We start from the raw sequence: 24493 nt of genomic DNA, 5'->3' as shown, positions 1-24493 counted from the left end.
TGAGTAGAAATTGCGACCACGAACGGCCGCACACCAGCAGCTCCATATAGGCTTGTTCCGGAGGGCGGACGACGCCAGTGAAAGATTTTCAGGGCTGGTGCCGCGATATCGGCATGCGACTCCGCTTTCGCGGAGAAACATTGTGACAGTTTCGATTGTGTTGGCAGATTTTAGCCTGCCTGCCAGGTCCGCGTAATCGCGAGTATGTATGTAAACGGCGCGAAGGTGAAAAATGCCAAAACGGCCAACTCGATCGTTCCGAGAACACCTGGCTCATTGTAGCTAAGCGCCAAGTAATAAAGGACGATACTGCAAACTGACAGCGCGGCACAGGCCAACGTTGGCAGCTTTGACGTCTCCCTGGGGGATTTTCCAGAGGCAGTTTGTCTGCCGAGTGCATAACCAGCCGCCATAGCAGTAGCGCTGACAAGGTGAAGCGCTTCATAGCCGGCCGGAACGCTCATGCTAACGGTGGACATAGCAGCGCCACCTGCGGAAAGGGCAGATGCTACGGAGAAGTCTTCAAACGACATTGGAACGCCTATTTTATGACGGGGATCGTGACGGAACCCGAGGCAATTGGCTTCCTCTCAGAGTCGAACAATATCATAGGCCCATTAACGCTACCTGAGGCCATACTATTGATATCGAAGTTCTTTATAGACCCCTTGGTAAAATAACCCGGTAATTTTAGTGCTGGATCTCCCGAAAAGTAGAGCGAATCACTCCAGCTTGGGGAGAAATCGGTGAACTTGCCACTTGTGAATTCCGCCCCATTTTCCTTTGCGGCCTGAATGAACCTCGCCAAAGTATCGCTGGACCATGACGAGCCAATCCCCGGGATCGAGACGTAGACGTCTGACGGCGCGTCGAGATTCATTGCCGTGATGCGATTGTTTTCGACCTGATAAGAGAATCCAACGTGCACTTCGCGCACGACGCCGTTCGCCTCAGCATAGGCTGTATCAATGGCGCTCTCGAAATAGCCATCTGATTCTTGCGCAGTCTCCACCTTTCTAAAAACCGTGGCGCGCTGACTGGTATTGTGATTGCCGTAGATGATTGGAGCGTCATCATCGATGTCGCTATCCAATATTTCTTTAACCCAATAGCGGTTGCAATAAACTTCGCCCGGCGGCAATGGTTTGGCGTAGTCAATCCGAATATCCGCTTTCCTCCACATTGCATTTAGAGGGCTTTGCCCCGTGTTGCGGATAAAATTCCAAACTCGATTCCGGCCGTCTATCCGATCTAGGTCCGAACCCCAAACAAACTTGCCGTCTCCGCCATCAACCTCGTCCCCGATCGCTGGGGGCAAGCCTTTGTCAAAGCCATCAAGCATGCATTTGCCAAGCGAGATCGTCGGCAGCGTAGTCGTAGCGAGAAATGCCATCGCACAATGCTTCACAAAATATGCCATAGACTGGGCCTCCCTTGCGAAGAAATACATCAGTCAACTCTACAATGGAAGTCGAGTGGTGTGTGTTAGTTGTTCGGACCAAGGGTGCTCCGGAGCTTTGAGACGCAAATTGTATCGCCGCCGACCCCGCAAAATCGGTGTTTCGGCGGCCCGCATTGGGCGCCAGACGGGGATCTCGTCTCGAATGATCGCGCTCAATACGACAATATTGACCGTAGTCTTACAAATAATTGTGCGCTCAGAGTCTGCTTCTCTGGTGGAGCTTGACCACTCCAGATACTAAGGCTTCTCGAAGCCTTGGGGGAAGGAATAGTTGGCCCGTATCCGTCACATCGACATCCGCAACTTCCGATGCATCCAAGCACTGTCGTGGTTCCCCTCTGCCGGCCTAAACTGCCTGGTTGGCCCTGGCGACTCCGGGAAGTCCTCAATTCTTGATGCGATTGACTGCTGCCTTGGCGCACGCCGCTCGATCCAATTCAGCGACGCGGATTTCTACAGATTGAACGTCGAGATACCGATCTCGATCACGATCTCCATCGGCGAACTGGATGACTCGCTGAAGAGTATCGAGAGTTATGGCAGCTACGTTCGGAGTTTCAACGCGGCGACTAGAGAGATCGAGGACGAGCCCGAGGCTCAGGCTGAGACGGTTCTAACCATCAATTTGCAAGTCGGTAGCGACCTGGATCCAGTTTGGACATTGGTGTCGGATCGTGCAGAGGGGCGCGGCCAGGCTCGCTTTCTGACCTGGGCGGACCGCACACGAATCTCGCCAACGCGAATTGGTGCTTTGGCAGATCACAATCTTGGTTGGCGTCGTGGTTCAATACTGAACCGCTTATCCGAAGAACGTGCGGATACCGCCGGTGCGTTAGCGAAGGCTGCACGTGACGCGCGGGCTGCTTTCGGCGATTTGGCTGGGGAACAGCTTAGTGGGACGCTGCAGATCATTGCCGAGGTCGCGAAGTCACTTGGGATCGCCGTCGGCGACAACCTGAAGGCTATGCTCGATGCGAATTCAGTATCGTTCAGCGGCGGAACAATTGCGCTTCATGAGGCAGACGGCGTTCCACTTCGATCCCTCGGTGTCGGATCGACGCGCCTCCTGTTGGCGGGCTTACAACGCCGTGCAGCGCAGAATGCCACTGTCATACTTATGGATGAGTTGGAATACGGTCTGGAGCCCCATCGCATCATCAGACTTCTGGGGTCCATTGGCGCGAAGGAGGCGCCGCCTCCACTTCAAGCCTTCCTGACAACGCATTCGCCGGTGGCATTGCGAGAGTTGCGCGGCGACCAGCTTGTTGTCGTTCGAAAACGTGGATTAGTTCACGAGGTTCAACTTGTTGGCGGGGACCCTGGCATTCAAGGAACGATCCGAAGCTCGCCGGACGCATTTCTTGCCTCCTCTGTTCTCGTGTGTGAGGGGGCGAGTGAGGTCGGCCTGTTGCGAGGCCTTGACCAGTATCTAGTTTCTCAAAACGCTCTCTCTATGACAGCCGTTGGCGTTGCTCTCGTGGATGCGGGAGGATGTGACCACATCTACCGGCGGGCGAACGCGTTCAGAGCATTGCATTTTGAGGTCGCGGTGCTGAGAGATGATGACAAGCAGCCCGATGCGGCGACGGAGGGAGCTTTCGCCGCGGGCGGAGGTTCCCTCTTTTGCTGGCGTGCTGGGCGGGCTCTTGAGGATGAACTATTCGCAAGCTTGAGCGACGAGGCCGTGCATCAATTGTTGGAGCGCGCCGTGTCGATACATGGTGAGGAGGCTATTGGCGCAAATATCGGGTCAGCGTCCAGCGGACAGATGAATTTGTGGCAGTGTCGTGGTGCCGTGACGCACACAAGCCGCCAAATCATGGCACTCGCTTCGCGCCGTAGCGGATGGTTCAAGTCAGTGACCTGGATGGAGGAAGCGGCGCGCGACATTGTCGGCCCGTGTCTTGCCAATGCCGAGCCCGGCTTTCAAACTATAGTAACTGCGATCATGCGCTGGATCTTCCGTGCCTGAGATCGATCTTTTGGCGATAAACCGTGGCGCGGTTACTGCCCCGGCAGGATGTGGGAAGACGCACCTCATCGCAGACGCGCTTGCCCGGCATTCCGACGCGAAGCCCATTCTCGTGCTGACGCATACCAACTCGGGTGTCGCCGCATTGCGCGGTCGCTTAGACCGCGCTGGCGTGCCCTCAAAAGCCTATCGACTTTCAACCATCGATGGTTGGGCGTTGCGGCTACTAACGATCTTTCCCAAACGTGGCGGCCACGACCCTCAGATTTTGCAGGTGAGCAATCCGGCTGCCCACTATCCTGCCGTTCGCGATGCGGCATGGAGATTGTTGCAGGCCGGGCATCTGAGTGACGTGTTGGCCGCAACTTACCACCGGCTCATTGTCGACGAGTATCAAGATTGCTCGGAAAATCAGCACGCCATTGTGCTCCACGCTGCAGCGATCATTCCGACTTGTGTGCTTGGCGACCCTATGCAGGCGATATTCGCCTTCGGTGGCAACGTATTGCCCGATTGGAGCCGAGAGGTATGCACTGCGTTCCCGCTTGTGGGCGAACTAGAAACACCGTGGCGTTGGATAAATGCAGGAGAGGAGGTTTTCGGTCGATATCTGCTTGATGTTCGCCATGACTTGGTGGCCGGACGACAGGTAGACCTGACTCGGTCGCCTCCGAATGTGCATTGGGTCCAACTTACTGGCGGGCCTGGAGATCACGAACTTCGGCTCCGCGCCGGGTGGACATCCGCGGCTGGGCTGGATGGCAAAGTGTTGATCATCGCAGACTCACGATCGCCGCAGAGTCAGCGCGATTTCGCGGGACAAACGCCAGGCGCTGTCACCGTCGAGAATGTAGACATGCGCGATCTGGTCACATTCGGAGAAGGGCTCGATCTCACGTCGCCCAACGTGTTGCATCACGTCGTGGGCTTTGCCTCAAGCGTTATGACCGGGGTTGGTGGCGCGACCATGATGCAGCGTGTGACAACGCTACGAGAAGCGAGGCAGCGTCGGGAGGCATCCGATGCCGAAAAGGCTGCCATCGCCTTCGCGGAGGCCCCCAGTTACCGACGGGCGGCAGACCTGCTTGTGGAGATCGGCAAGCAGAGCGGTGTGCGAGCTCATCGCCCTTCGATCCTACGCGGTGCCCTCAAAATGTTGGAAACATGTGGCGGGTCTGAGAACATCGCACCTGCTGACGCTGCCATACGCGTGCGAGAAATGTCTCGCCTGATCGGACGACCGCTAGCGAAACGCACGGTTGGGAGCACTTTGCTGCTGAAAGGATTGGAAGCGGATGTTGCCGTCGTGCTTGATCCATCGGCAATGGATCGGAAAAACCTCTATGTCGCCATGACCCGAGGCGCCAAGCAACTGGTGATTTGCTCCCGCACCAATATGATTTGACGCATCAAGCGGCGGCCGCGTGGCTGCGCGCCTTGGAAGATGGTGTCGGCGAGAACCAACCGAATAGAATCTAGGTCTAAAGGCGGAGCGTGAGCACGAACAGCAGGGCCGCGATCGAGAGGTTCCGTGCAGGGGTGCACATGCACGGGCGGTAGGCCGCTTCATCTTTAAGCACAGATTACACGACGCGCGAGACGCTGGCAGGGCGCTGGAACCGCCTCCAGGATCGCGCCGGGGACCCAATAGATTTCAATTCACACGCTTTTGCTCGGCATATTTCGGCTTCCAGCGCAGCGCTTTTTCGGTCTCCCTCTGGAGATGCTTTGAGAGTTCGACGGCCATATCGCCGTCCTCGATTCCGCTGGCGATCACCTCGGCGCCAAGCAGCGTGTAGGCATACACCGTAGCTTGAGGCGACAGCGTGTTGAGGAGCCCGGCTATCTTCCTAGACACGCGTTCGATGTCAGGCATCTCCTTGCTGATAATCGCGTTCACATAAACCTGCTCTTCGTCGGTTACAGAGAACATTGCATTCAACTCCGTCAGAGGTATCGCTCGTCCTCGCTGCATGCTCGAAGCAAAACCAACGCGACTGCTGGCAGGGGGCGGCAAAGCCCAGCCAGCATCCCCGCCGCTGATGCCGGAAGCCACTTGGCGTGACGTGCTTCGGCCTGGGCAGCCTAATCTCCTCGTTCGTAGCCTACTTGCTATCGTGGGCAAACGGATCGCGGCCCAGTTCATCGCCTGGCCCCAACGGGCGGCCCGGATTAAGGTAGCCGGCGATGTCATAGCCTTCCATCATCCAGTCTTGGAACTCTTCGTCGTTCACTCGATCTGGATGAAGACCAGCCTGGGCAACAGCTGGCGCAAACAAATCTTGCCGCGTCACACACCAGAGCACCTTGGCATGCGTCCTAGCCGCAACCCCAGCCGCAAAGAGCGCTGCTGCGGCGCCATCGACGGCACCATTGCCGCCGCCAGCGACCTCATGAAGCGCGCCGAGTGCCAGGCCGCCTCCAAGCAAATGACGGTCAAGGTCGCTAATACCAAAGGGCAATACCGTCCGGGCTTCTACGATCGACGTTCAAAGCTGGTGGGGACGGGACCCTCGGTCCTCGGTCAAGCTAGATCGTGCGCTCGTCCCAAGGACACGGTCGGTGGGGCGGAGACATACCGAAATTGACAGCCGGATCACCAGCGCAATTAGCGTTCTGACGACCGTGTTAACCGCCACTCAAGAGATCTTGAATTGGCCCTTGCTACTTGGGTCTGTGCGGTGTCTTCATATCGAAAATTCGCCGTTGGGGGGCGAAAGTGGTGCGATCGTTTTCATATTGCATGAGCCGGATTATGCCGGTCGCTTTGTTGTTGGCGGTTCAGTTGTGCTCCGCTCAAGCTGCGGTGCAGTCGTTTGGCCCATTTTCGGTCGATGACGCCCATTCGGACATTATTTCCCTCAACGGCGAGATCGATGTCGGCGCTGCGCTTAACTTCCGCCGCGCGGCGGAAGCCGCACCCAACGCTAAGCTGGTCATTCTGAACAGCCCTGGTGGCGTCGTGCAGATGGCCCTTCTGATCGCTGACGACGTGCACGAAAAGAAGCTTGCCACTTACATCCCAAAGGGAGCAGGCTGCTATTCCGCGTGTGCATATGTTTTCCTAGCTGGTGTCGAACGCCAGGTCGAAGGAGAGCTTGGCGTCCATCAGATCTCATCTGACTCTACGGATCTTGTCAGCGCTCAGCTTTCCATCGCGGATATCATTGACGTTCTTAATCGTTTCGATACGCCGGTCGAGGTCCTGACGACGATGTTCAAGACACCTCCGAAGGATATGCATGTCTTCACTCCTGACGAAGTCGCACGCTATGGGCTTGATCGGAGGCGAGACAGTCCGAAAACCACGGGCCCGAACGAGGGAACCCGTCTAGCAGCAGCTTCGGAGCCGCCTTCAGTGGCGACGGCCCCTCCCTCGGTGCCCACAGGAGATAAGACGAATACGGTCGACGGCCCTCCGCTATCCAAGCTGTCTTCGATCGAGGATTACACCCGCCGGCCGACCCGAATGGCGGTCTTTACCGGCCTGGACCTTTACGGCGATGACATCAGCTCTCAGCGAACAAGCGACGCTGCCCATTGCGCGAGGGCATGTCTATCCATGGGCGGCCAGTGCAAGGCATTCACATTCAATGTCGACCCGCGTGTGACGGCAGGTGCAAACTGCTTTCTGAAGGCCAGCCAAGGTAGAGCCGACGGCAACTCGGCCGCAATCTCTGGGAAATTTCTCAGCAGCGCCGACCCAGATCCTAATACATTCTCGATGGGAATCATCGACCCGAAGACGGCCTTGTTCGAGAACGTCGACCTGCCTGGAGGAGATCTGTCACGGAGACCCTTTGGAAGGAGCGTAAGCGCGTCGCAGTGCAGATTGGCCTGTGTTGCAAACGATCGTTGCATTGGATTCACCTACATGAAGCGCAAGAGCCAATGCTGGCTAAAAGGCGCAGTTGGCGCGCCGAGATATGCAGACGGCATGATCAGCGGCCTCAAGAAGATGTCGACCTTTGCGCCTGCGTCGATCATCAGCCTTGAGTGAAATTTCGCTCGACCTGCAATTGAAAAATACTACTGTCCATCTGTGGCTCCGATCACAACCGAGCATAGCCGTTGACGGCTTGCCTACCGGATCTTTCCCAAGCATCGTGCCGGCAATATCACTCTCTGAGGGCTTGCATTGCCAAGCATCGCCGAATTCCAATTGGAGGCCCCATGCCCACAGAACAGCGCTCCGCTCGCTTGGCTGTCTTGATCGACGCCGACAACGCATCTGCGAAAATCGCCGATGGACTGTTTGAAGAGATCGCCAAAATAGGCGAGGCAAGCGTCCGGCGGATATACGGTGACTTCTCAAGCCCTCGCTCCAAAGCGTGGGCCGACATACTATCCAAGCATGCCATCATCCCCCAGCAGCAGTTCGCATAAACGACCGGGAAGAATGCGTCTGATATCACCCTGGTGATCGACGCCATGGATTTGCTCCATAGCGGCCGGTTCGACGGCTTCTGCCTGGTGTCGTCCGACAGCGACTTCACGCGCCTCGCAGCACGAATTCGCGAGCATGGCGTGGATGTCTTCGGATTCGGTGAGCAGAAAACGCCGGAGAGCTTCCGGCAGGCTTGCCGACGGTTCATCTATACAGAGAACCTCCTTCTTGAGACGACCACTGCAGGCGCCAAGGCTGGGGACACGAAGCCTTTGGAGACACTGGCGCATGCTTCGCGCATCCTCAAAAGGATCATGTCCGAGAATGAAGGAGAGGACGGGTGGATCTCTCTCGGACAGCTTGGAAACCTCCTCGCCAATCTTGCACCCGATTTTGACCCACGAACCTACGGTTCCAAAAAGCTCAGTGATCTTGTCCGCAAGATTGAAACATTGGATGTGAGCCAGTCAGAGACAGGCCACCCTCGTGTGCGCTTGAAGCCCGCCTCTTCGGACAGACTTCGATCGCCTGACGTCGGGCGAGGTTCTGGTCACTGTTAGCGACGTATCGCGAGCGAGGTCCCCGAAGAAACTTGGGCACCTAACCGCTGCACGAGACCGCGGCACATATCGGTGCTCTCTGTCTGCCATCCCTGACGTGCCTGGAGTAAAACCAGGGCGCGGCCTAATCCGCCCCCTTGTATTGTTGATCTGCACCCGATCAGGTAGACGAGACCGGGCGAGCTTGCCAAGCCATTGATGTAGCCTTCCAGGAAGATCACTCGTATCTGAAGCTCCACTCGTGGCATTGTTTCTATGCGCTTCTTCAACCGAAGTTTTTCGGCGGAGTTCGATTGATCCTCCGGAAGCTGCATTGAAGCACCTACCATCCAGTGTTTTTAAGCAACCCCAGCACAGGCAGATCTTCCAGGCTGTTAACTTCGGCGATCAATCGCTCAAGCACCTCAAGGTCAAAGGAAGACATTTTCTCTTGGGCCGCGGCGACGAGGGAGTGTATGGCTTCCGCATGTCCTCGCATAGGACTGCAGTGCCGAAGCTGAGCGCTAGAGTGGCGTCGGATAGCTGTGACGTGCGCTAGCAAAGCTTCGGCGAATTTGAGCTCATCGCTAAATTGATCAACGGTATCGGTCACGCTACGGGTTTCCTTGTAATCGGCAGGAAATGCCCCTGCCGTTCGCTACATCGCCGGAGTGAGATCGGCTGCAATCGAAGATCACTCCGGCGAAATTTCTATTCTTGGTCGAGACGCTCGGCCTTTACCTGTGTTGACGGAAACACGTAGCGAGCTGGCGCCCTCAATTGGGTCTGAATCAGCTTCAGACGATCGATCTCCGCGAACGACTCCTTCAGCGCTTCCACGTCGCCCCTTGGCAGGTTCGCACTTGCCTCCAGGGCGTCATCAATTGCCCTGGCTATCTCAGCAAGCTTGTATTCATTGATAAGAACCGACAGTTCGGCGGCGGCGTCGAGGCAAGCGCAAAATATGCCTACGGCACGTTCAAGCGCCGTGACCGGCTCGTCGCGATCATACTCGGACTTGAACTTCTGAATTTCAGTTCTCAGAAAATCAGGACCAGAAATATGGACTCCGTAAGCGTCTAAGCTGGCATCAAAGGGAAAGTCTCGATCCCCTACGAAGTCTGAGAATGGCCGCTTCAAATAGCTGGGGTTCGTTGGCGTAGCCTTCGCCGCGGCTAGCTCGGCGGCCTTTTGGCGTTCGCGGTAGCGCTTCTGTTTTTCGGCGGGCGTCAGGACCACGATCGAATCTCTCCGGCGGCAGGCACGGTTCCGGTAACATAGTGACCGTTACTATGTCAATGGAGATGCGGCGAAAAGCTCCGCTTTTGGCCAATCGCCATTGTGCTTGGAAGCGCGTCGGCACTAGGTGAATCAGTAGATAGCTCTTTGGCTAGATCGCTACTTCGAGGGTGTCCGCCGGCTTCTGAGCTAGGTCGCAGGCGAGCTCACTGGAGAGCTGCGCGCTAGGACGCAGCTCTGGCGGGCACCCCTGACGGCGTGGCGAGTGAATTCGGCGGCCGGCGACGGATGCAGTCTTGCGACACCTCCTGACGTGCAAGACATCGGCTAGTCCTTGGACCTCAGTCTTGCTCTAATAAAATCAATAGCTTAAACGGTATTTCGTAACACCGTGACGCCCAACAGAATGAGCTAGGTGGTGGCCGCTCGACGTGCTGTAGCGGACCAATCCTCGTCAAGAGGTGCCTAGGATTTGAATGATCAATTTGTGATCGTTTCGCTCACCTATGCCTCGGGCGCCACCGTCCAAGCAGCCGAGCAAATGGCTACGCAGCGCCAGTAGGCGTCCTCGTCTCGCACAATGCCCCAAGGGTTTGAAGAGGTCGATCTCGGCGGGTCGGGGTGCAGACCTTTGAGGTTGAAGAGTATGTCCATTGCTAGACCCCTCGCGAACAAGCGGTAGTTGTCAGACTCCGGCCGCGCATTCCCGTGGAGCTCATTAAGATGCCCTTGCAGCCAGTTAAGCAATTGGGAGATCTTGCCAGTCGTCGGCTTAGTCCAATTCAGGATGTCTCGATCAAGCGCTCGATGAGCGCGCAGGGCGTCTCTGAAAAAGCGAGACTGCGCCTCGATATAGTGTGACGTCTCCAGCATTTCCTCGAAGGCCGGATAGTCGCGAAAGAGAATTGGCGCGGTAGCCATTGGGTGCTCCCCTGCAGGCGGGCCGGCAGACTGGCGAGAACTACGAGCGATGGCCATGGCCAGACGATTGTCCAGACTCGACATCTGCTCCCGCTCCCTCTCCAGGCGTTCGAAGATCGGCAGATAGGCTAGGCCGTGCTCACCCTGCGCCTGCATTAGAAGGGCCACCGTTCGGAGCGCATGGTCGATCTGCTCAAGGGTGATTTCGGTCATGGTCCCTCCCCTCGACCAGCCATTTCTGGACGCTTCGGCCGTCGGCGCGAACTCTGTAGCGGGATTCTCGCCGGCCGTCGCCGGCTTAAAGCCGACGTATCATTGGCGTTACGCAGACTGCCGGCTCCGCCGAAGCCTACGTCTAGCGCGACAGGCGAGAAAATCGGACTTTCGCCTGAATTCTCCATCTGCAAACACAGCTTATTCAAATGAGTGAGTGACCGATCGTAGCGAGGCCCTGCTGGTGGGTCGAGCGCGGCTAACAGGCGCCTCACCGGCGCTACACCATGCGATTAGACGCCCGGTTCCTTTCGCTTCTAAACTCACCAATTCCAAGACATCGGATAGTTGGATTTCTCTCCGCGGTCTCTCAGAGAAGTCAGCCGCGAATAATCGATCATTGAAAGCGAAGAGCCAGGAACCTCAGCATTCACTATCACATCCCACCTCTGCACCAGCCTCTCTACGATCTACGTCTCGGCAGCTTGGTGGTCTCTGCGTGCGTTTCCCTGCCTCTTTAGCTAATTCGATCTCTACGCCGGTGCTATTAATCTGATGCTGGTCAAGCTGTTGGCGTTCATATGTCTGTTCGACCAGCGGTGACCGCCAGATAGCTTCCGTGATGTATCTCGCTCACCGCTCCGCTGTAGGTGCTGTCGGCGTCTGATGAGCTTCGCTGTCTGTTTTGGTGTTCGAGCCTTGGAAGTCGTCTCAGGTTGCGTTTGTCAACGTAGTGCTCAAAAAGTGGTTTTGAGGGTCTGGCAGTCAACTTAGTGTAAACTTAGCGTCAGGCGCGCTCTTACGGTTTAAGAGAACGCATTACATTCTGCTTGACGGAATTAGGCCGCGAACTGTCGATATCGAGTCGCCAAGTTGACATTGTCAACTTCCCGCTCCTTCAAATTCTCCTAAAAAAGAGACCGGACCTCAGCGTTCATCGCCCAGGACATGCGGTTTCGGGCCCGACCTCCCGGACTGCCCTCCCACTGAAAGTGGAGCATTGTCGGAATTTTGTCTGCCGCAACAGGAGGCATCCCCACCGCTGTCCAAGGCGATCCTAGGACTTCGCTCTATGGGGCATCCCCTCAAGCGAATAAAGTCAATTGGTTCCCCGAAACTGAGGCGAGTCTAGCCAGCTTCCTCTCATGGCATCCAAAACCGGCACGCGATTGCCTTTGGCGGTGCACTCGCTCACGTGCGCCTGCAGCGGACTGACCGAACATGCGCCCATGCTCGCAGGTCCGCGCTCGAGGTTGATGGTAATAGTGCAAAATCAGCTTGCTGCCGGCAATTGCTCGGATGGGCGGAATGTCGCCATCAGTCTAGGCAGCGCTTCTCGCCTGCATAAGCTGATCTACGCGGATTACCCCAACAACCCCTGAGATTCATGTTCATGGGTGTGGATACGGCGGGTGCGACTCTGAATAGAGTGTCCGGACCGAAAACAGCGTCGGGACCGAGTCGCATGGCAATCGACTACAAGCTCTCCAAGCTCGTCATAAAGAACTTCCGCGGGATCGCCGATCTGCAGATGGAGCTACGCGATAAATTTCCATCAGTGCTTATTGGTTCGAACAACGCGGGCAAATCCACCATCCTCAACGCGATAGCGCTCGCGCTAAACAGTGCCGCTTTCTATCAGTGGTCACCTGAGGAGACCGACTTCTATAGCGACCGGAATGGGACCCGCGCGACAGACTTCACGGTGCAGGTCCATTTCGAGGCCGATCGGGACGAGGGCTATCCGGCCGTCCACGGCGTCGGCAAGGTCTTCGTGGTGCATGGCGTCCAGGTGAAGGGCAAGATCACCAAGGGAGGCCGGATTAGCCACAGCCGCACGCTGCTTGATGCTGACCTAAAGCCCATCGTGATCTCTACCAGGTCGCCGCTGGCCGGGGCGGATAAGAAGCGGTTTTCGGATCATGGCGTCGACTATCGACCCGTGAACGCACGTATTGACGATATCTACGAGCATGTGCCTGAGGTCTGGTTCTTCCGGCCGCAGAACATCGAGGCGTCCTTATACGTCTGGAAGACCGGGCCAATCCAGAAGTTGTCGCGGCTGCTGGCCCAGCGCTTCCTTGTCGACAAGTGGACGCTCAAAGTTCCGGGGGGCCAGCGCGAGATGCCGGCTTCCCTTCAGAACGCCTACGGTTTCTTCAGGCGGGCGGTGGAGGCATTCCCATTCTGGGTAGATGACATGAAGCCCACTCTCGAGCGGATCTTCGGTCGTTACGTCGGTTCCCACGCCCAGATTGATCTAAAGCCGAGCACCCAGGTGATCGAGGAATGGCTAGCGCAGCAGCTCGCCGTCTCCCTGGCCACCGACCCTGACAGCGCGCCGACGCCGCTTCGCAGCATGGGCGACGGCTGGCAAGCGGTGATCCGGCTGGCCGCCCTCGAGGCGTTGGCCGAATACAAAGAGCTAATGCGCGAGCGCGTGGTCTTGCTGCTGGAGGAACCGGAGACGCATCTCCATCCTCATCTACGGCGCCGAATTCGGAAGGTGTTAGGCGAACTCGCATCAAAGGGTTGGACGATCGTTATCAGCACGCACTCGCCAGAGCTCATCAGCTTCGACGAGAAACAGGTCATCACTCGGCTGGTCCGTAAGGAAGGCCAGGTCAGCGAGGGCACCGTTCACACCGACCGGATCGATCTTGAGGCAAAGCTGCAGTCGAAGCTCGACGAGCGCGGCGCCCACGATTTCTTGTTCGGCAACTGTGCTGTCTTCTGCGAAGGCAAAGATGATGGTTTCGCTACACGCCTCGGCTTTGACAAGTCCAACGTGGATTACGACGGGCGGTCGGTCAGCATCACCCAGTGCGGCAGCGTGGGATCAATCCCCGCCTTTGCGCAAATATCTAGCCAACTAGGTATCCGCTGGTGCGCGCTGACCGACGAGGATCTGCAGCCAGATGGGACGGTGAAGCCGATGACCGAGAAGGTTCGCAACAACATCGAGAAGCACCGCGGCGAAGCCGACTTGCAGCTGATGTGGCCGGGTGATCTCGAGACCTGCTTCGGGGTAGCTACAGGCAAAGCTACGCCCGAGGTCGTCATGGGCAAGCTCTCTGACGACGCATGGGCAGCCAATCATCCTGAGTTCAAGACGACCCTGGCCAGCGTAGCCGCTTGGATAGACCCTGCGATCAAGATTTAGCGCACAGTGATCGGGTATCGACTTGGCTTTTCAACCTCATTCCGCTGTCTTCGTGCTGCCCGCCATCAAAGAGGGCGCGTAGGATCTTTCCAAACACGACCGATAACTTCGGATCGGTTCCGTTTGACGATTTGCGGATCGCACCAATGATCTCCTGCTCGTTTTCTGAGAACTCACCCACGATTTGCTGAAAAGCCGTCCGGTCTTTTTCATTGCCATCCTGCGTCAGCGCCAAGATAAAAAGCTTTCGAGGATCGGTCTCTAGCGCCTTGGCGATGCTCACGACGCGATGAAGCGGCACCTTAGTTCTCCCGCTCTTGAGCATCGCTATAACGTTGTCGTTCACAAAACCGATCTCTCTGGCTATGTCCCGTTGGCTCTTACGGTGGCTCAATTCGTAGATGCGCTTGTCCAAAAATTTCGCAATCTCGGATTTGTGGGATGTGCCGCTGGTATGGCTTTTCATGTGTTTGCTCCTTCTATAACTCATTGATATTGCTTTAGATATATCAACGAATGCTAGGGGAAGTTCAACTCCCGTCAGCAACTGACATTCATGCATGGTTACCCAAGTCGCCGATCTGAAGTGCTCAAATTCGCGCGACACGTCGCGTCGCCATTACGACTCGGATAATGGGCCTCCGGTGTGGTCGATCGGCCGCTCGATGGGTGGCCGCCACAGATGAACTACTCGACCAACGTCGTCCTTACGGGGATCAAAGACCCGACGCGCCAGGTCGTGCTGGAATACAGCGCAACTCCAACGACAGCGACCCAGCGGCGGTTGGCCGGCAAGACGGTTGTTCACCCGGTGATCGATCTAGGGGACTACACGTGCCGAGCGGTCATTGACTGGGTCGACATCGACTTCTGGTTCGAGCGCTCGACGCAGTTTCAGTTCGTCCAAGCAGTGGTCGAGCCCATCATCGGGCGCACGCCCCACGTAGAGCCGATTGATCCGGAACCTGGAAACGTCAGCACCACGTTTCGAATACGCTTCCAAGAACCGCAGCTGAAGCTGCTAGCCAAGTGCGAAGACGAGCTGGACAAGAAATTTAACCTGCAGATGCACGGGGTAATTCGTTCAATCGAGATCAGCGTGGATTTCAAACCCCTCACTCCCTCAGCCGACAAGACTGGGAGGATGGTCGGCGTCCTGGCGCGGCATCTGTTTCCGGACCGGGATTTCATGACTTTTGGTCTCGACAGACCGCGCTTCTTGTGGAGCCGGGAAAAGCCGAATTATTTGATGGCAACAAATAGCCTGATGTCTTCAGACGCTGACCAACCTGCTCCGATCGATGCGACGTTCTACGTAGGCAGGCAAAATGGACACGTCAGGTGGCGTGTGATGGGAAAGACAATCGACAACCAGAACATCGAAGCTGGAACCTGGGACGAGCTACCCGTCAGCGAGCACCGAGCGAGGATCGAGGTGACCCTGGATCGACAGGAACTGATCGACCTTGGGGTCGACCACATCCATGGCCTGCAACGATTCAACTTCGCCAAGCTTCAAGGCCGCTACTTCCAGTTCATGGTGCCGACCTTCGAGAGCGACTTCGCCAGAAGGCACCCTGCCCGCAAGGCGCTTGAGGTCGACCGCTGGAAAAGGTTCCTCAACGCCGGCATCGTCGGTATGATTGCCATGGAGGGCGCGAGACGGTCGTTCAGGCAGGCAGCGAGGCCGGCTCTCAAGCAGTTCCTGCGAGCTAAGAGGCAGAAGATCCGTCCCCTGACCAGGCTCGGCACCGGCTCTTCAGGTAGCTTCCTCGCCTACGAGGATCTCAATGGGCGGGCGGCGATAGCCCTGGAGAAGCTGAGGCACAGGAGGGGTGGGTGAGGCTGCTGGAAGTGGGTCTATACAGACCAAGTTATTAGGTCGCGGTAGCCCTGGTTGGATCGAGCCCATCCGCCGAAAGCAGCTGCTCACATCTGGATACGCTGATAGCCAGAGTTTCTGGTGGGAAAAACCTGCCAAATCGGAATCGCGACTACCGGCGGGTTCCGGCGTTTATCAGGCCAGCCTGTGCTTCGCCATCAGTCCGGAAAAGGTCGCGCTCTCGATGACCGCGCTTTCCGGCACGATCGCGTAGCCCCAAGACTTCGATGCTGTGTCGGTCGACATCTGATTGGCGTGCTTCACCCATTCACAGGCCGCGCGAGATTTCTCCTGGACTGTCTGATCGCCCATCTCACCGTCGGCTTTGATCTCGACGATTAATTTCTGCGCCGACAGCTCAATGACGAAATCCGGCTCATAAGCCTTGCCTGATCGATACTCGATCTGGAATTGACCAGGGCCTGGCTTCACCCAGCGCAGCACGTCTTTCTCGAATTCGCTGTCGATCAGGGCGGCGAAGCGGCGCTCCGTATCAGACTGGAATCTATGAAAGTTGTATGGGCTCTTGCGTGTGCCCTTGAAGACGTAGCTTCTGGTGTCCGATAGCGGCTTTGCGGCTGACGTTATGTCGAGCATCTTCGCGATGCTGGTTATGCTGATGCTCAACGGTTTCAGCGACCGAAACGACCTGACAAGCTTTGCTTGGTAGTCGGCCGGCGTCTCGCGATAGTGGCCCTTCATCTGCGCAAAGATGAACTCTGCAATCGCCTTTCCATGTGCGAGCGCGACATTCTCCACATCGTCCTCTGTCGCAAGATAGGTTCGCAGATGCGACACGGCTTGACCGGCGGTCTTATAGAGAAGGTCGGATTGTGAGTCATAGTCGACCTGATCGTAGTCGATCAGGTGCTTGACGATATAGTTTTCGACCAGGTCTTCTTTCGGTCCGGAGATCGATCGGGCTAGTTCGCGCTGGTTTTGGTCCCGTAGGTTCCGGATCAGGATCCGATCGGACAGCGGCTGATATCGAATTGTCTGCAGGCCCGTCAGATCGAAGGCGTCGAACCAGAAATTTACCTCCCGGCTCGGGATGACGACGATCTCAGGAATATCAATCGTATTCTCCGCAACGCTGGCAGTGACGATACCGACGATCTCCTCGACTCTCGGCTGAGCGACTATGCCCTCCAGCGAGCTCTGGGCAGGCTGTAGGGCGCGTCTGATGTCTGCGGCGAGTTCCTTTCGCACTTCCGGCGTCAAAAGCTCCTGAACGCCCCCCTTGAGCTGCCGCTCATATTTGCGGGTTATGAAATCGAGCGCGGACTCAACGACCTTACGATCATCGAAGTGGTCGAAGATGGCAGCTGATTCCTGCATTCCTTGGAACGCAGAGCCGCTGCCGAGCAGGGCTGCCTCGAACGAGACAGGAATATCTATCACTCGTTCGGTTTCAGCCGGAACGTCCCCACCTTTGCCGATCGTCAGCGTCTTGATCTGCACAAGCGAGTCAGCTTCCCTTGCGCGCTTGATCACCTCATCGAAGCGGCCATGTGCAATCACGGTCAGCGTATCGACCGACTCGATGCCAGTGCGCTCGCCGTAGGGCAGGCGAAGTCCGCGACCGAGCGTTTGCTCAGTTAGAATGTCGGAAGCAGACGCGCGAAGTGGGATGATCGTGTAGAGGTTGTTGACGTCCCACCCTTCCTTGAGTTTGTTCACATGGATGACGATCTCGGTGAGATTATCGGTCTCCAGCCCGACTAGGCGCTGGATTGCCTCATCGCTTTCATCACCCCGCAGATTTGAATGAACCTCTGCGACACGGCCCTTGTAGGCGCCCTTGAAGAACTCATCGCTTTCGATCCGCGCGCGTAGCGCGCTCGCATGGGTCGTATCCTGGGCGACGACCAGCACGAAGGGATGCACCCGGTTCCGGCCTGATTGACGGGCGTAAAGGTCGAGTTCGACCTTCACATGTTCATGATAGTGAATGCCGTCTTCGAGCATTATGAGCTCGAGTTGGTGGTCGTTGAAATCAGCTCGGTTGAAGTCCGCCCGCGTCGCCACGGCAGGCTCTTTCACCATCCCGTCGGCCATGGCGTTGCCGAGCCCATATTCGAAGACGACATTGCGAAACGCGGTCGACTTGGCGCCGACGGATTTCGGCGTTGCCGTCAGTTCGAGGCCGAGCGCCGGCTTCAATTCGTTTACTGCCCTCATGCCGGCACTTGCACGATAGCGGTGGGCTTCGTCCATCAGCAGGACAAGATCGGGGAGTGCCGCCAGATAGTCGAAATAGGATTCGCCGATGGTCTCGCGCATTGTGCGAATGCGCCCCTTGTCCTTGTTGATCTTGTCGACGTTGAAGATGTTGACGATGGCCTCACTGCCAAAGAGGTCTGAGCCGCGCACGCCCCGCCCCTCTTCCCAAGTATCGCCGGTGACTATGACAGGTGGTGTTTGGGCAAACTGGGCGATGCCGCGAAAAACATATTTCGACGATGCCTGTTTCGAGAAATCCGCGACCAACTTGTCGTAGATCGTCGTGTTGGGAGCCAGCACAAAAAAATTCTTCGAGTGGCCGGCGAGGTAGAGCCAAGCAATAAACGCGCCCATCAGGCGGGTCTTGCCTACACCGGTGGCGATAGCAAAGCAGAGCGAGGGAAAGTCGCGCTCGAAATCCTGCACGGAAGGATAAGCCGCCTGTATTGCATCGAGTGCCGCGGCCGAGTCATCGCCCTTTGCCAGGCCAATGCGGCCGACGATGTCGGCCAAGATGTCGAGCGACTGCTCCTGTGCTGCGCGCAGCGACAAGCGTTGCGCGATCTGGCGGCGAATGCGGTCCTCGCTCATCTCAGGCCTCGCCTTCGTCGGCGCTGAGGTTGAAAAGCGGCAGGCCTGAATCTTTCTTGCGAGAGGAGCGTCCGGGCGCCCGTGGCTCCTCCGGCTCGTCCAGTGCAAGCGGCAGGTTTTGAATGTTCAGCGAATAGTCGTCGCGGCCCCATTCGCATCTCGACAAGATCGCGGTCGGGATCTTCACCAGCGTCAGATTTTCAAAGGAGTCCGGATTCGCATTGAACGCCTTGCAGCAGATCAGCAGCGAACGGTCTGGTCCAACGTCCTCGGAAATCTTCCGGCAGGCATCATGCGTCAGGTTCTGCGTAGTGACGTAGATGAAGTCGGTCTCGGTCGAGAAGCCGTGGTTCCAATATTCGTCGGCGTTCTGAGAAGGCGCGTAGGTGAAACTCATGTGCTTGCACAGCGCCTCGGCGAGCATTGCCGCGTTGTAGTCCTTGGCGATGACCCAGTTGCCATATTTGTCGTGGATGAGAAGTGAGGGGGCGAGCCGGTAGAAACGGAACCCACCGCCACCCTTCCAACCGACCGTTTCAGTGATACCGCCGGAATCGTCGTCGTCGATTACCTTTCTCAAGCGTGGCACGACGTGCGTCTCGGCGTGATTGCCGAGTTCGACCATTATCCACCGCCGGCCCATCTTGTGCGCGACTGCGCCGGTTGTGCCCGAGCCGGCGAATGAATCAAGGACAAGGTCACCAGGATTGGTGGCAATATCAAGAATACGCTGAATAAGGCGTTCCGGTTTGGGGGTTTCAAATGACACATCCCCAGGGAACAGACTTCGAGACTCGTTCTTCGACGTCCTATTGCTTCCTACAGCCTCTTTCTTCCACAGCGTTCTCGGAACAAGATCCCCCACCTCATCTACATATTTTTTTATGCTCGGCCGGGCGTTGCCCGTCGGACCCCACCAAATTCTGCCATCCTGGTCCAGCTGATGAAGTTTTTCCTGAGAGATCCTCCAAAATCGGCCCGCTGGTGGCGTGAAAGTTCGTCCAGTTGGGCCTACGATCGAGTATAGGCCTTTCGAATAGGGCTTGTTCGCGTATGGGTCACCCGGTAGCCAATCTCCTCGCGGATCGTTGTCGGGATTTGAGTAGATGGAGTTTGCTTCGTCTGTCCGAGCAAGTTTCCGCGGAGTCCAAGATGCATTTTTCGAAAATATCAGAATATGATCGTGATCGGTGGAGAACAGCCGCGCTGAATTTCGAGGTGAGTCAGCTTTTTCCCACACTACGTTTGCGACGAAGTTCGCCCTTCCAAACACCTCGTCGCAAAGAACCTTGAGGTAGTGCGCTTCGTTGTCGTCGATGGTGATCCATAGTGAGCCGTCGTCGGAGAGCAGAGTCCGCATCATCTCCAAGCGATCGCGCATCAGGCTGAGCCACAGCGAGTGCTCCAGTCCATCATCATAGTGCGTAAAAGCGCTGCCGGTGTTGTAGGGCGGATCAATGAAGACGCATTTAACCTTGCCCGCGAAATCCGCTTCCAGCGCCTTCAGGGCCAGCAGGTTGTCGCCATGAATCAGCATGTTGTCGAAAATGTCGGACTCTGACCTACGCGCTGTCGCGTGATGCGACAGCGACGAATCTTCGATCAGGATGCGCGGCTCAAGCTTGTGCCGCTCGTCCTTGCCGATCCAGGTCAGTTCAAGCTTCTGTTTCTTCGACATTGCACTCAATCTGTTTGACATTTGCGGGTGGGGAGACGTGCTCTTCCTCGTCCTGTGGACGCCGACGCGCAAGCAAATCCTCTCGTTCATCCGGGGAAGAATGGATTGCCGACAGCTGGGATCTGACTTGCCCGTCAGGCGCGGCTTGGACTGGCGATTGGGCCGTCCCTACCGCCATTGCCATTTTCAGCTCGTCGGCAAGCCGAGTCTTTCTCAATTCTGCTTGGCGGCGGCTTCGTTCGCGATGTCTCAACGCAATTGCGCGTTTCCGTTCCATTTCTGCGAGGAATTCCTCCGGATTGCGGTTTTCTGGATGCATGCTGATCAGTGGTGAACGACCCGCAGAATCGCCGTCGCGTGCTGGTTTGGCGCGAACATCGTCGACAATCTCACCCGGCATGGCTTCTCCCAAGATAACTTTGGCACTTCTGACGATCGCGGCCAATTTCTCGTCCCGTCGTTCTTCGAACGGAATGCGATCCAAATGTCTGCTTCCAATCGTGTCACTGGCATCCTGTGATCGCCAACGCACCCGCCTATGGGCACGGACATCACGGTCAATATGAACCTGGCGAATGTGGTCGGTCGGTGAAAGAAAAGACAGTGTCGACCGCGGCGCCGGATCCCGGACATCTCGGCCATGCCGGACGTTCCAATGCATCGTATAGAGATGCTCGATTTCTCCATGGCAACAGAGAGCGTCCATAACCTCTGCCTCAAAACTGTCCCGGGCCTCTCGAATTTTCATCACCCTAGCTAGCATCCACCGCTGAGCATCCATCTGCTTTCGTTCGAGCAGATCAATCTGAGCACTCACCCGCGCCTTTTGCTCTCCATCACGAGGCTCGACCCGCAGCCAACGCCGAAGGTTGCCGATGTAATCGTCGACCTCTTCAAGACTGTTTCGGCCACGGTCCTCCAGCCTTAGAGCAGCGCGATCGAGATCAACTTCGCACTGTTCAAACATAGACAAATGCTCAAGATCGCACGCACCTAAGAAATCCCAATAGAGCGCTTCAGACGCCCATTCGAGTTCAACTGGTGGGGAGTCTTCGGGATCTCTTGGAAGTGAGCACCCTAATTCAAAGAACTTAGCGGTTAGCCATGGTGAGACTGACTCACCATCGTCGTCGATACAGGCGATTAAAGGAGCAGTCCAAGAGCTGAATGACGTTTCCATCGTAGCCCGCGACACCATTAGCCAGCCCGAACGATAACGAAGCGACCGGACCTCCCAGGCCGGGCCTGAAAAAGAATCAAGATCCAAATCGCAAGCAATCGGCAGGCTGGCGAACTCACCGTAACTCGAGCTCGGCGCCCTTCTCATGTTAGCTACGCGACCGACCAGCGAATAGTGAAAAGCAGGTTCTTCTGCGGTTGCTGGTTCAAGCTCTCGGCCACGTCGTCGAGCATGTCGGACACTTGTTTTCGCACCTCGCGGCGCCGCTCATGTTTGGAAAGTTTGAGGTCATCCATCTGGCCTTCTAGCTTCTTTATTTTGCGTCCGAGGTCGAGTTTCTGCTCCATCGAGGCATCCGGCGAACGGCGCTCCTTGCGCAGCACCTTGATCTCGGCGTCGAGCACGCCGATTTGCGCATCTAACTCGATTTCGATGTCCTTGGCGTAGTTGTCCAGCCGAGTTTCCTCTTCCTCAAGCCAGCGGAAGTTCTGTTTCTTCACTCGATCCGAGAAAGCCGAAAACTGTTCGTCTTCGATGCCCTGTAGGCCCGAAGCCTCAATGGGGTCTCGCAGTTCTTGAGCCCTTGACGGAACCATGAGCATGCGGTCGGCTGTTTCTGGAGGGATCGATACTCCGTCATCCGTCACACATGAGAGCAGGAGCTCCTCTCGTGCCGAGTTGCGCGTTCGAACCTGAGCCTTGGAGACGCGCAGCAGACCTGACTTGCCTGAAAGATTTTTGACGTCGGCGAGTTGTCCGGGAAACGCATAGTCCGCCGGGTTGAAAAGCACCGATGTCGGGCTCGACGGCTCACCTCGCGCCTTTGCCTTTTCGACAATCTCCGTCGCGAGATTCCCGTCTGAGAGCCGAAAGAACTGCCAGTCGTGGTCATCGGCGTCAGGCCACTTTGTCGTCCAGGTCTTGCCTTCGTAGTCGAACCTGAAGATTGCGTCGTGGTGGAACCTGGCGCCTGGCAACTCGGCTTGGGCCACGATGATGAGGCGCCGTGTGAAATCATTCACGGCGTTATCGAGTTCGCCTTTGCGACCCTTCAGCCGAGCGACGACATCTTGATCGAGATGCTCCAAAACCTTCGCGCGGGCCGACTGCATGTCCGAATCGATGCGATCCTGCAGCGTGGCTGTCAGGGCGTCGAACTGCTGAACAATTTCGGCCTCGGTCCGGCTAGACTGGACGATACCCAGGACGCGCTGCTCGAAGTCGACACCGCGTTCGATGGTGCCGAGAACCTCGTCGCTTGATCCGAACACGCCACTGAATAGTTTGAATTTCTGGTCGAGCAGTTCGTAGATCCGCTGCTCGGCTTGATTCTTTCGGTTCAGCATATTGACCACTGTGACGTCGATTTTTTGACCATAGCGATGGCAGCGACCAATGCGCTGTTCGACGCGCTGCGGATTCCATGGGAGATCGAAGTTGATCACGAGCGAGCAGAATTGTAGGTTGATGCCCTCGGCACCGCTTTCTGTTGCGATGAGGATCGTCTTGTCCTTGCTGCGGAAGGCATCGACAATCGCCGCCTTCATATCGGCGGTCCGCGAGCCGGATACCCTGTCAGTGCCGGCGTGTTCTTCCCGCCAAGCCTGGTAAAGAGACTTGCTGACGGGATCGCTGTTCGACCCGTTCAGAAGCGCGATCTGGCCGTTGTAGCCATTAGCGGCCAACAGCTCGCTCAGATACTTCTGTGTGCGAACGCTTTCCGTGAAGATTACGGCTTTGCGCTGGCCTCCTTTGCCTGAGATCGCATCGAGGATGCCGGGAAGCTGCGTAAGGAGCTTTTCGCCCTTCGCGTTCTGGCCAATCGACTCGGCTAGGGCCAGGAAAGACTTCAGCTCGTCCAACTCGACTGCCAACAAGGCTGCGTCAATGACTTGTTCTTCAGCCTCCTCCTTGTCCTCAAGTTCCTCAGCGATCTCCGCGATCGTCTCGATGTCGTCGGTAACGGTCTCGTCGACGCGTTGGCGTTTTTCTAAACGTTCGATCAGAGATCGGAGGTAGCCGGTGACGGCAAAAGTCGATGACCCGAGGATCTTACGGACCTGAAGCACCACGAGTTGGTTGGCGCGGTCGCCGTAGGAGATGGTGTCCTTACGTTGCAGGAAGGTTGACACCTTTTCGTAGAGTTGCACCTCGAGGCTGGGCGGTTCAAAATCGAAGACGACCGCATTCCGCTTGGTGAAGTTGATGTGACCGGCCTCTTGAACCTGCCGGCGCAGCGTGCGGTAGCAGACCGGTATGAGGCGCTCGCGCAGCGCCTCAAGGGATGCCGGCGTGGCACGAGCCCCTGTGTAGAGAGTCTTGAAAGCTTCCTCACCGCCGAAATGATTGTCGTCAATCATCGACACAATGCCGAAAAGTTCCATAAGGGAGTTCTGTAGCGGGGTGGCCGTAAGCAACACCTTGAATGGCTCCTTCAAGGCGTCTTTCAGGAGCTTCGACCGGAGAGCACCCGGTTTGTAGACGTTGCGCAACCGATGTGCCTCGTCGAACACCACTAGGTCCCACTTGGTCAAGGCGAGTTCATCGGAACAACGCGCCGCGAACTCGTAACTCGAGATGATGATTCCGGGAGCATCACGGAACGGCTTGGCGCGCCCTTCCTTTTTCAAGATCTTGTAGGTAGCTGACTCCAAAATCGTTGCCGGTAGCGAAAACTTCTCGCGCAGCTCCTGTTCCCACTGCTTGCGCAGCGAGGCCGGGACAATCAGAAGGATGCGGCGTTTCTGCTCAGCCCATTTCTGGCCCATGACGAGACTAGCTTCGATCGTTTTGCCGAGGCCCACTTCGTCAGCAAGAAGAACGCCTTTCGAGAGCGGTGACTTCAAAGCGAACAAGGAGGCTTCCACCTGATGCGGATTCATTTCGACCCGCGCCGCCGTCAGAGACCGTGTGAATGCGTCCTGCTCAAAGCCATCTAAAGTTATGCGATGGCTGTGATAGTGACCCTGAACTCGTGCGTAAGAACCCAAAATTCCCCCAAATTGATTTCACTCGAAACCCGATGTCAAGTCGGATCGAGGAT

15 protein-coding genes and 2 pseudogenes are annotated in these 24493 nt (G+C 56.7%); 6 read left to right on the top strand and 11 right to left on the bottom strand.

Annotation, left to right across the window (positions count from 1 at the left end; translation table 11 throughout):
- Positions 1-541: 541 nt before the first annotated feature.
- Positions 542-1450: a hypothetical protein gene (locus tag FJ946_RS28890; protein WP_140732306.1), complete on the bottom strand. Its 909-nt coding sequence runs from the start codon at positions 1448-1450 to the stop codon at positions 542-544.
- A gap of 283 nt (positions 1451-1733) precedes the next feature.
- Between FJ946_RS28890 and FJ946_RS28885 the strand changes: the two genes are divergently transcribed.
- Both FJ946_RS28885 and FJ946_RS28880 read left to right on the top strand, forming a co-directional pair.
- Positions 1734-3434: an ATP-binding protein gene (locus FJ946_RS28885; protein ID WP_140567801.1), complete on the top strand. Its 1701-nt coding sequence runs from the start codon at positions 1734-1736 to the stop codon at positions 3432-3434.
- Positions 3427-4839, top strand: coding sequence for a UvrD-helicase domain-containing protein (locus tag FJ946_RS28880; protein ID WP_140567798.1), 1413 nt, complete (start codon positions 3427-3429; stop codon positions 4837-4839). Before FJ946_RS28885 ends, FJ946_RS28880 begins: the two co-directional genes overlap by 8 nt.
- Before the next feature lie 249 nt (positions 4840-5088).
- Here FJ946_RS28880 and FJ946_RS28875 read toward each other — a convergent pair whose 3' ends face one another.
- On the bottom strand, positions 5089-5367 hold the full coding sequence (locus FJ946_RS28875; RefSeq protein ID WP_140567795.1) for a hypothetical protein: 279 nt from the start codon (positions 5365-5367) through the stop codon (positions 5089-5091).
- 298 nt (positions 5368-5665) lie between these two features.
- Positions 5666-5917, bottom strand: a pseudogene (locus FJ946_RS28870) (damage-inducible protein); the annotation flags it as partial.
- 272 nt (positions 5918-6189) lie between these two features.
- Between FJ946_RS28870 and FJ946_RS28865 the strand changes: the two are divergent.
- Together FJ946_RS28865 and FJ946_RS28860 are read left to right on the top strand one after the other, a co-directional pair.
- A complete protein-coding gene (locus FJ946_RS28865; RefSeq protein ID WP_246673024.1) occupies positions 6190-7434 on the top strand; it encodes a PAN domain-containing protein in 1245 nt (414 codons plus the stop codon).
- A gap of 173 nt (positions 7435-7607) precedes the next feature.
- A pseudogene (locus FJ946_RS28860) lies at positions 7608-8381 on the top strand (NYN domain-containing protein).
- A gap of 322 nt (positions 8382-8703) precedes the next feature.
- Here the strand turns inward: FJ946_RS28860 and FJ946_RS28855 are convergent.
- From FJ946_RS28855 to FJ946_RS28845, 3 genes are all read right to left on the bottom strand, one after another.
- The gene (locus tag FJ946_RS28855; protein WP_140567793.1) at positions 8704-8973 is read right to left on the bottom strand and encodes a hypothetical protein; all 270 of its coding nucleotides are present in this window, start codon (positions 8971-8973) and stop codon (positions 8704-8706) included.
- Positions 8974-9071: 98 nt separating this feature from the next.
- Complete coding sequence (locus FJ946_RS28850) at positions 9072-9599, bottom strand: hypothetical protein (RefSeq protein ID WP_140567790.1); 528 nt, start codon at positions 9597-9599, stop codon at positions 9072-9074.
- A gap of 504 nt (positions 9600-10103) precedes the next feature.
- Positions 10104-10733, bottom strand: a complete 630-nt coding sequence (locus tag FJ946_RS28845) for a hypothetical protein (RefSeq protein ID WP_140567787.1) — start codon at positions 10731-10733, stop codon at positions 10104-10106.
- A gap of 1465 nt (positions 10734-12198) precedes the next feature.
- Between FJ946_RS28845 and FJ946_RS28840 the strand changes: the two genes are divergently transcribed.
- Positions 12199-13896 (top strand): AAA family ATPase, encoded by a 1698-nt coding sequence (locus tag FJ946_RS28840; RefSeq protein ID WP_181167611.1) that lies wholly within the window; start codon positions 12199-12201, stop codon positions 13894-13896.
- Here the strand turns inward: FJ946_RS28840 and FJ946_RS28835 are convergent.
- Positions 13886-14362 (bottom strand): helix-turn-helix transcriptional regulator, encoded by a 477-nt coding sequence (locus FJ946_RS28835; RefSeq protein ID WP_140567782.1) that lies wholly within the window; start codon positions 14360-14362, stop codon positions 13886-13888. The genes FJ946_RS28840 and FJ946_RS28835 overlap by 11 nt on opposite strands.
- A gap of 216 nt (positions 14363-14578) precedes the next feature.
- Between FJ946_RS28835 and FJ946_RS28830 the strand changes: the two genes are divergently transcribed.
- Positions 14579-15739, top strand: coding sequence for a hypothetical protein (locus FJ946_RS28830; RefSeq protein WP_140567779.1), 1161 nt, complete (start codon positions 14579-14581; stop codon positions 15737-15739).
- 174 nt (positions 15740-15913) lie between these two features.
- Here the strand turns inward: FJ946_RS28830 and FJ946_RS28825 are convergent, their stop codons facing one another.
- From FJ946_RS28825 to FJ946_RS28810, 4 genes are read right to left on the bottom strand one after another with little or no spacing between them, the layout of a single operon-like run.
- Complete coding sequence (locus tag FJ946_RS28825; RefSeq protein ID WP_140567776.1) at positions 15914-18592, bottom strand: DEAD/DEAH box helicase family protein; 2679 nt, start codon at positions 18590-18592, stop codon at positions 15914-15916.
- 1 nt (position 18593) lies between these two features.
- Positions 18594-20270: a site-specific DNA-methyltransferase gene (locus tag FJ946_RS28820; protein WP_140567774.1), complete on the bottom strand. Its 1677-nt coding sequence runs from the start codon at positions 20268-20270 to the stop codon at positions 18594-18596.
- Positions 20248-21597, bottom strand: coding sequence for a hypothetical protein (locus FJ946_RS28815; RefSeq protein WP_140567771.1), 1350 nt, complete (start codon positions 21595-21597; stop codon positions 20248-20250). The genes FJ946_RS28820 and FJ946_RS28815 overlap by 23 nt, the downstream gene beginning before the upstream one ends.
- 5 nt (positions 21598-21602) lie before the next feature.
- Positions 21603-24332: an SNF2-related protein gene (locus FJ946_RS28810; protein WP_140567768.1), complete on the bottom strand. Its 2730-nt coding sequence runs from the start codon at positions 24330-24332 to the stop codon at positions 21603-21605.
- Positions 24333-24493 lie beyond the last annotated feature (161 nt).

This window comes from Mesorhizobium sp. B2-4-7, from assembly GCF_006442685.1.
Lineage (GTDB): Bacteria > Pseudomonadota > Alphaproteobacteria > Rhizobiales > Rhizobiaceae > Mesorhizobium.
The sequence above is the reverse complement of the archived record's forward strand: the minus strand, read 5'-3'. Positions and strand labels throughout refer to the sequence as shown.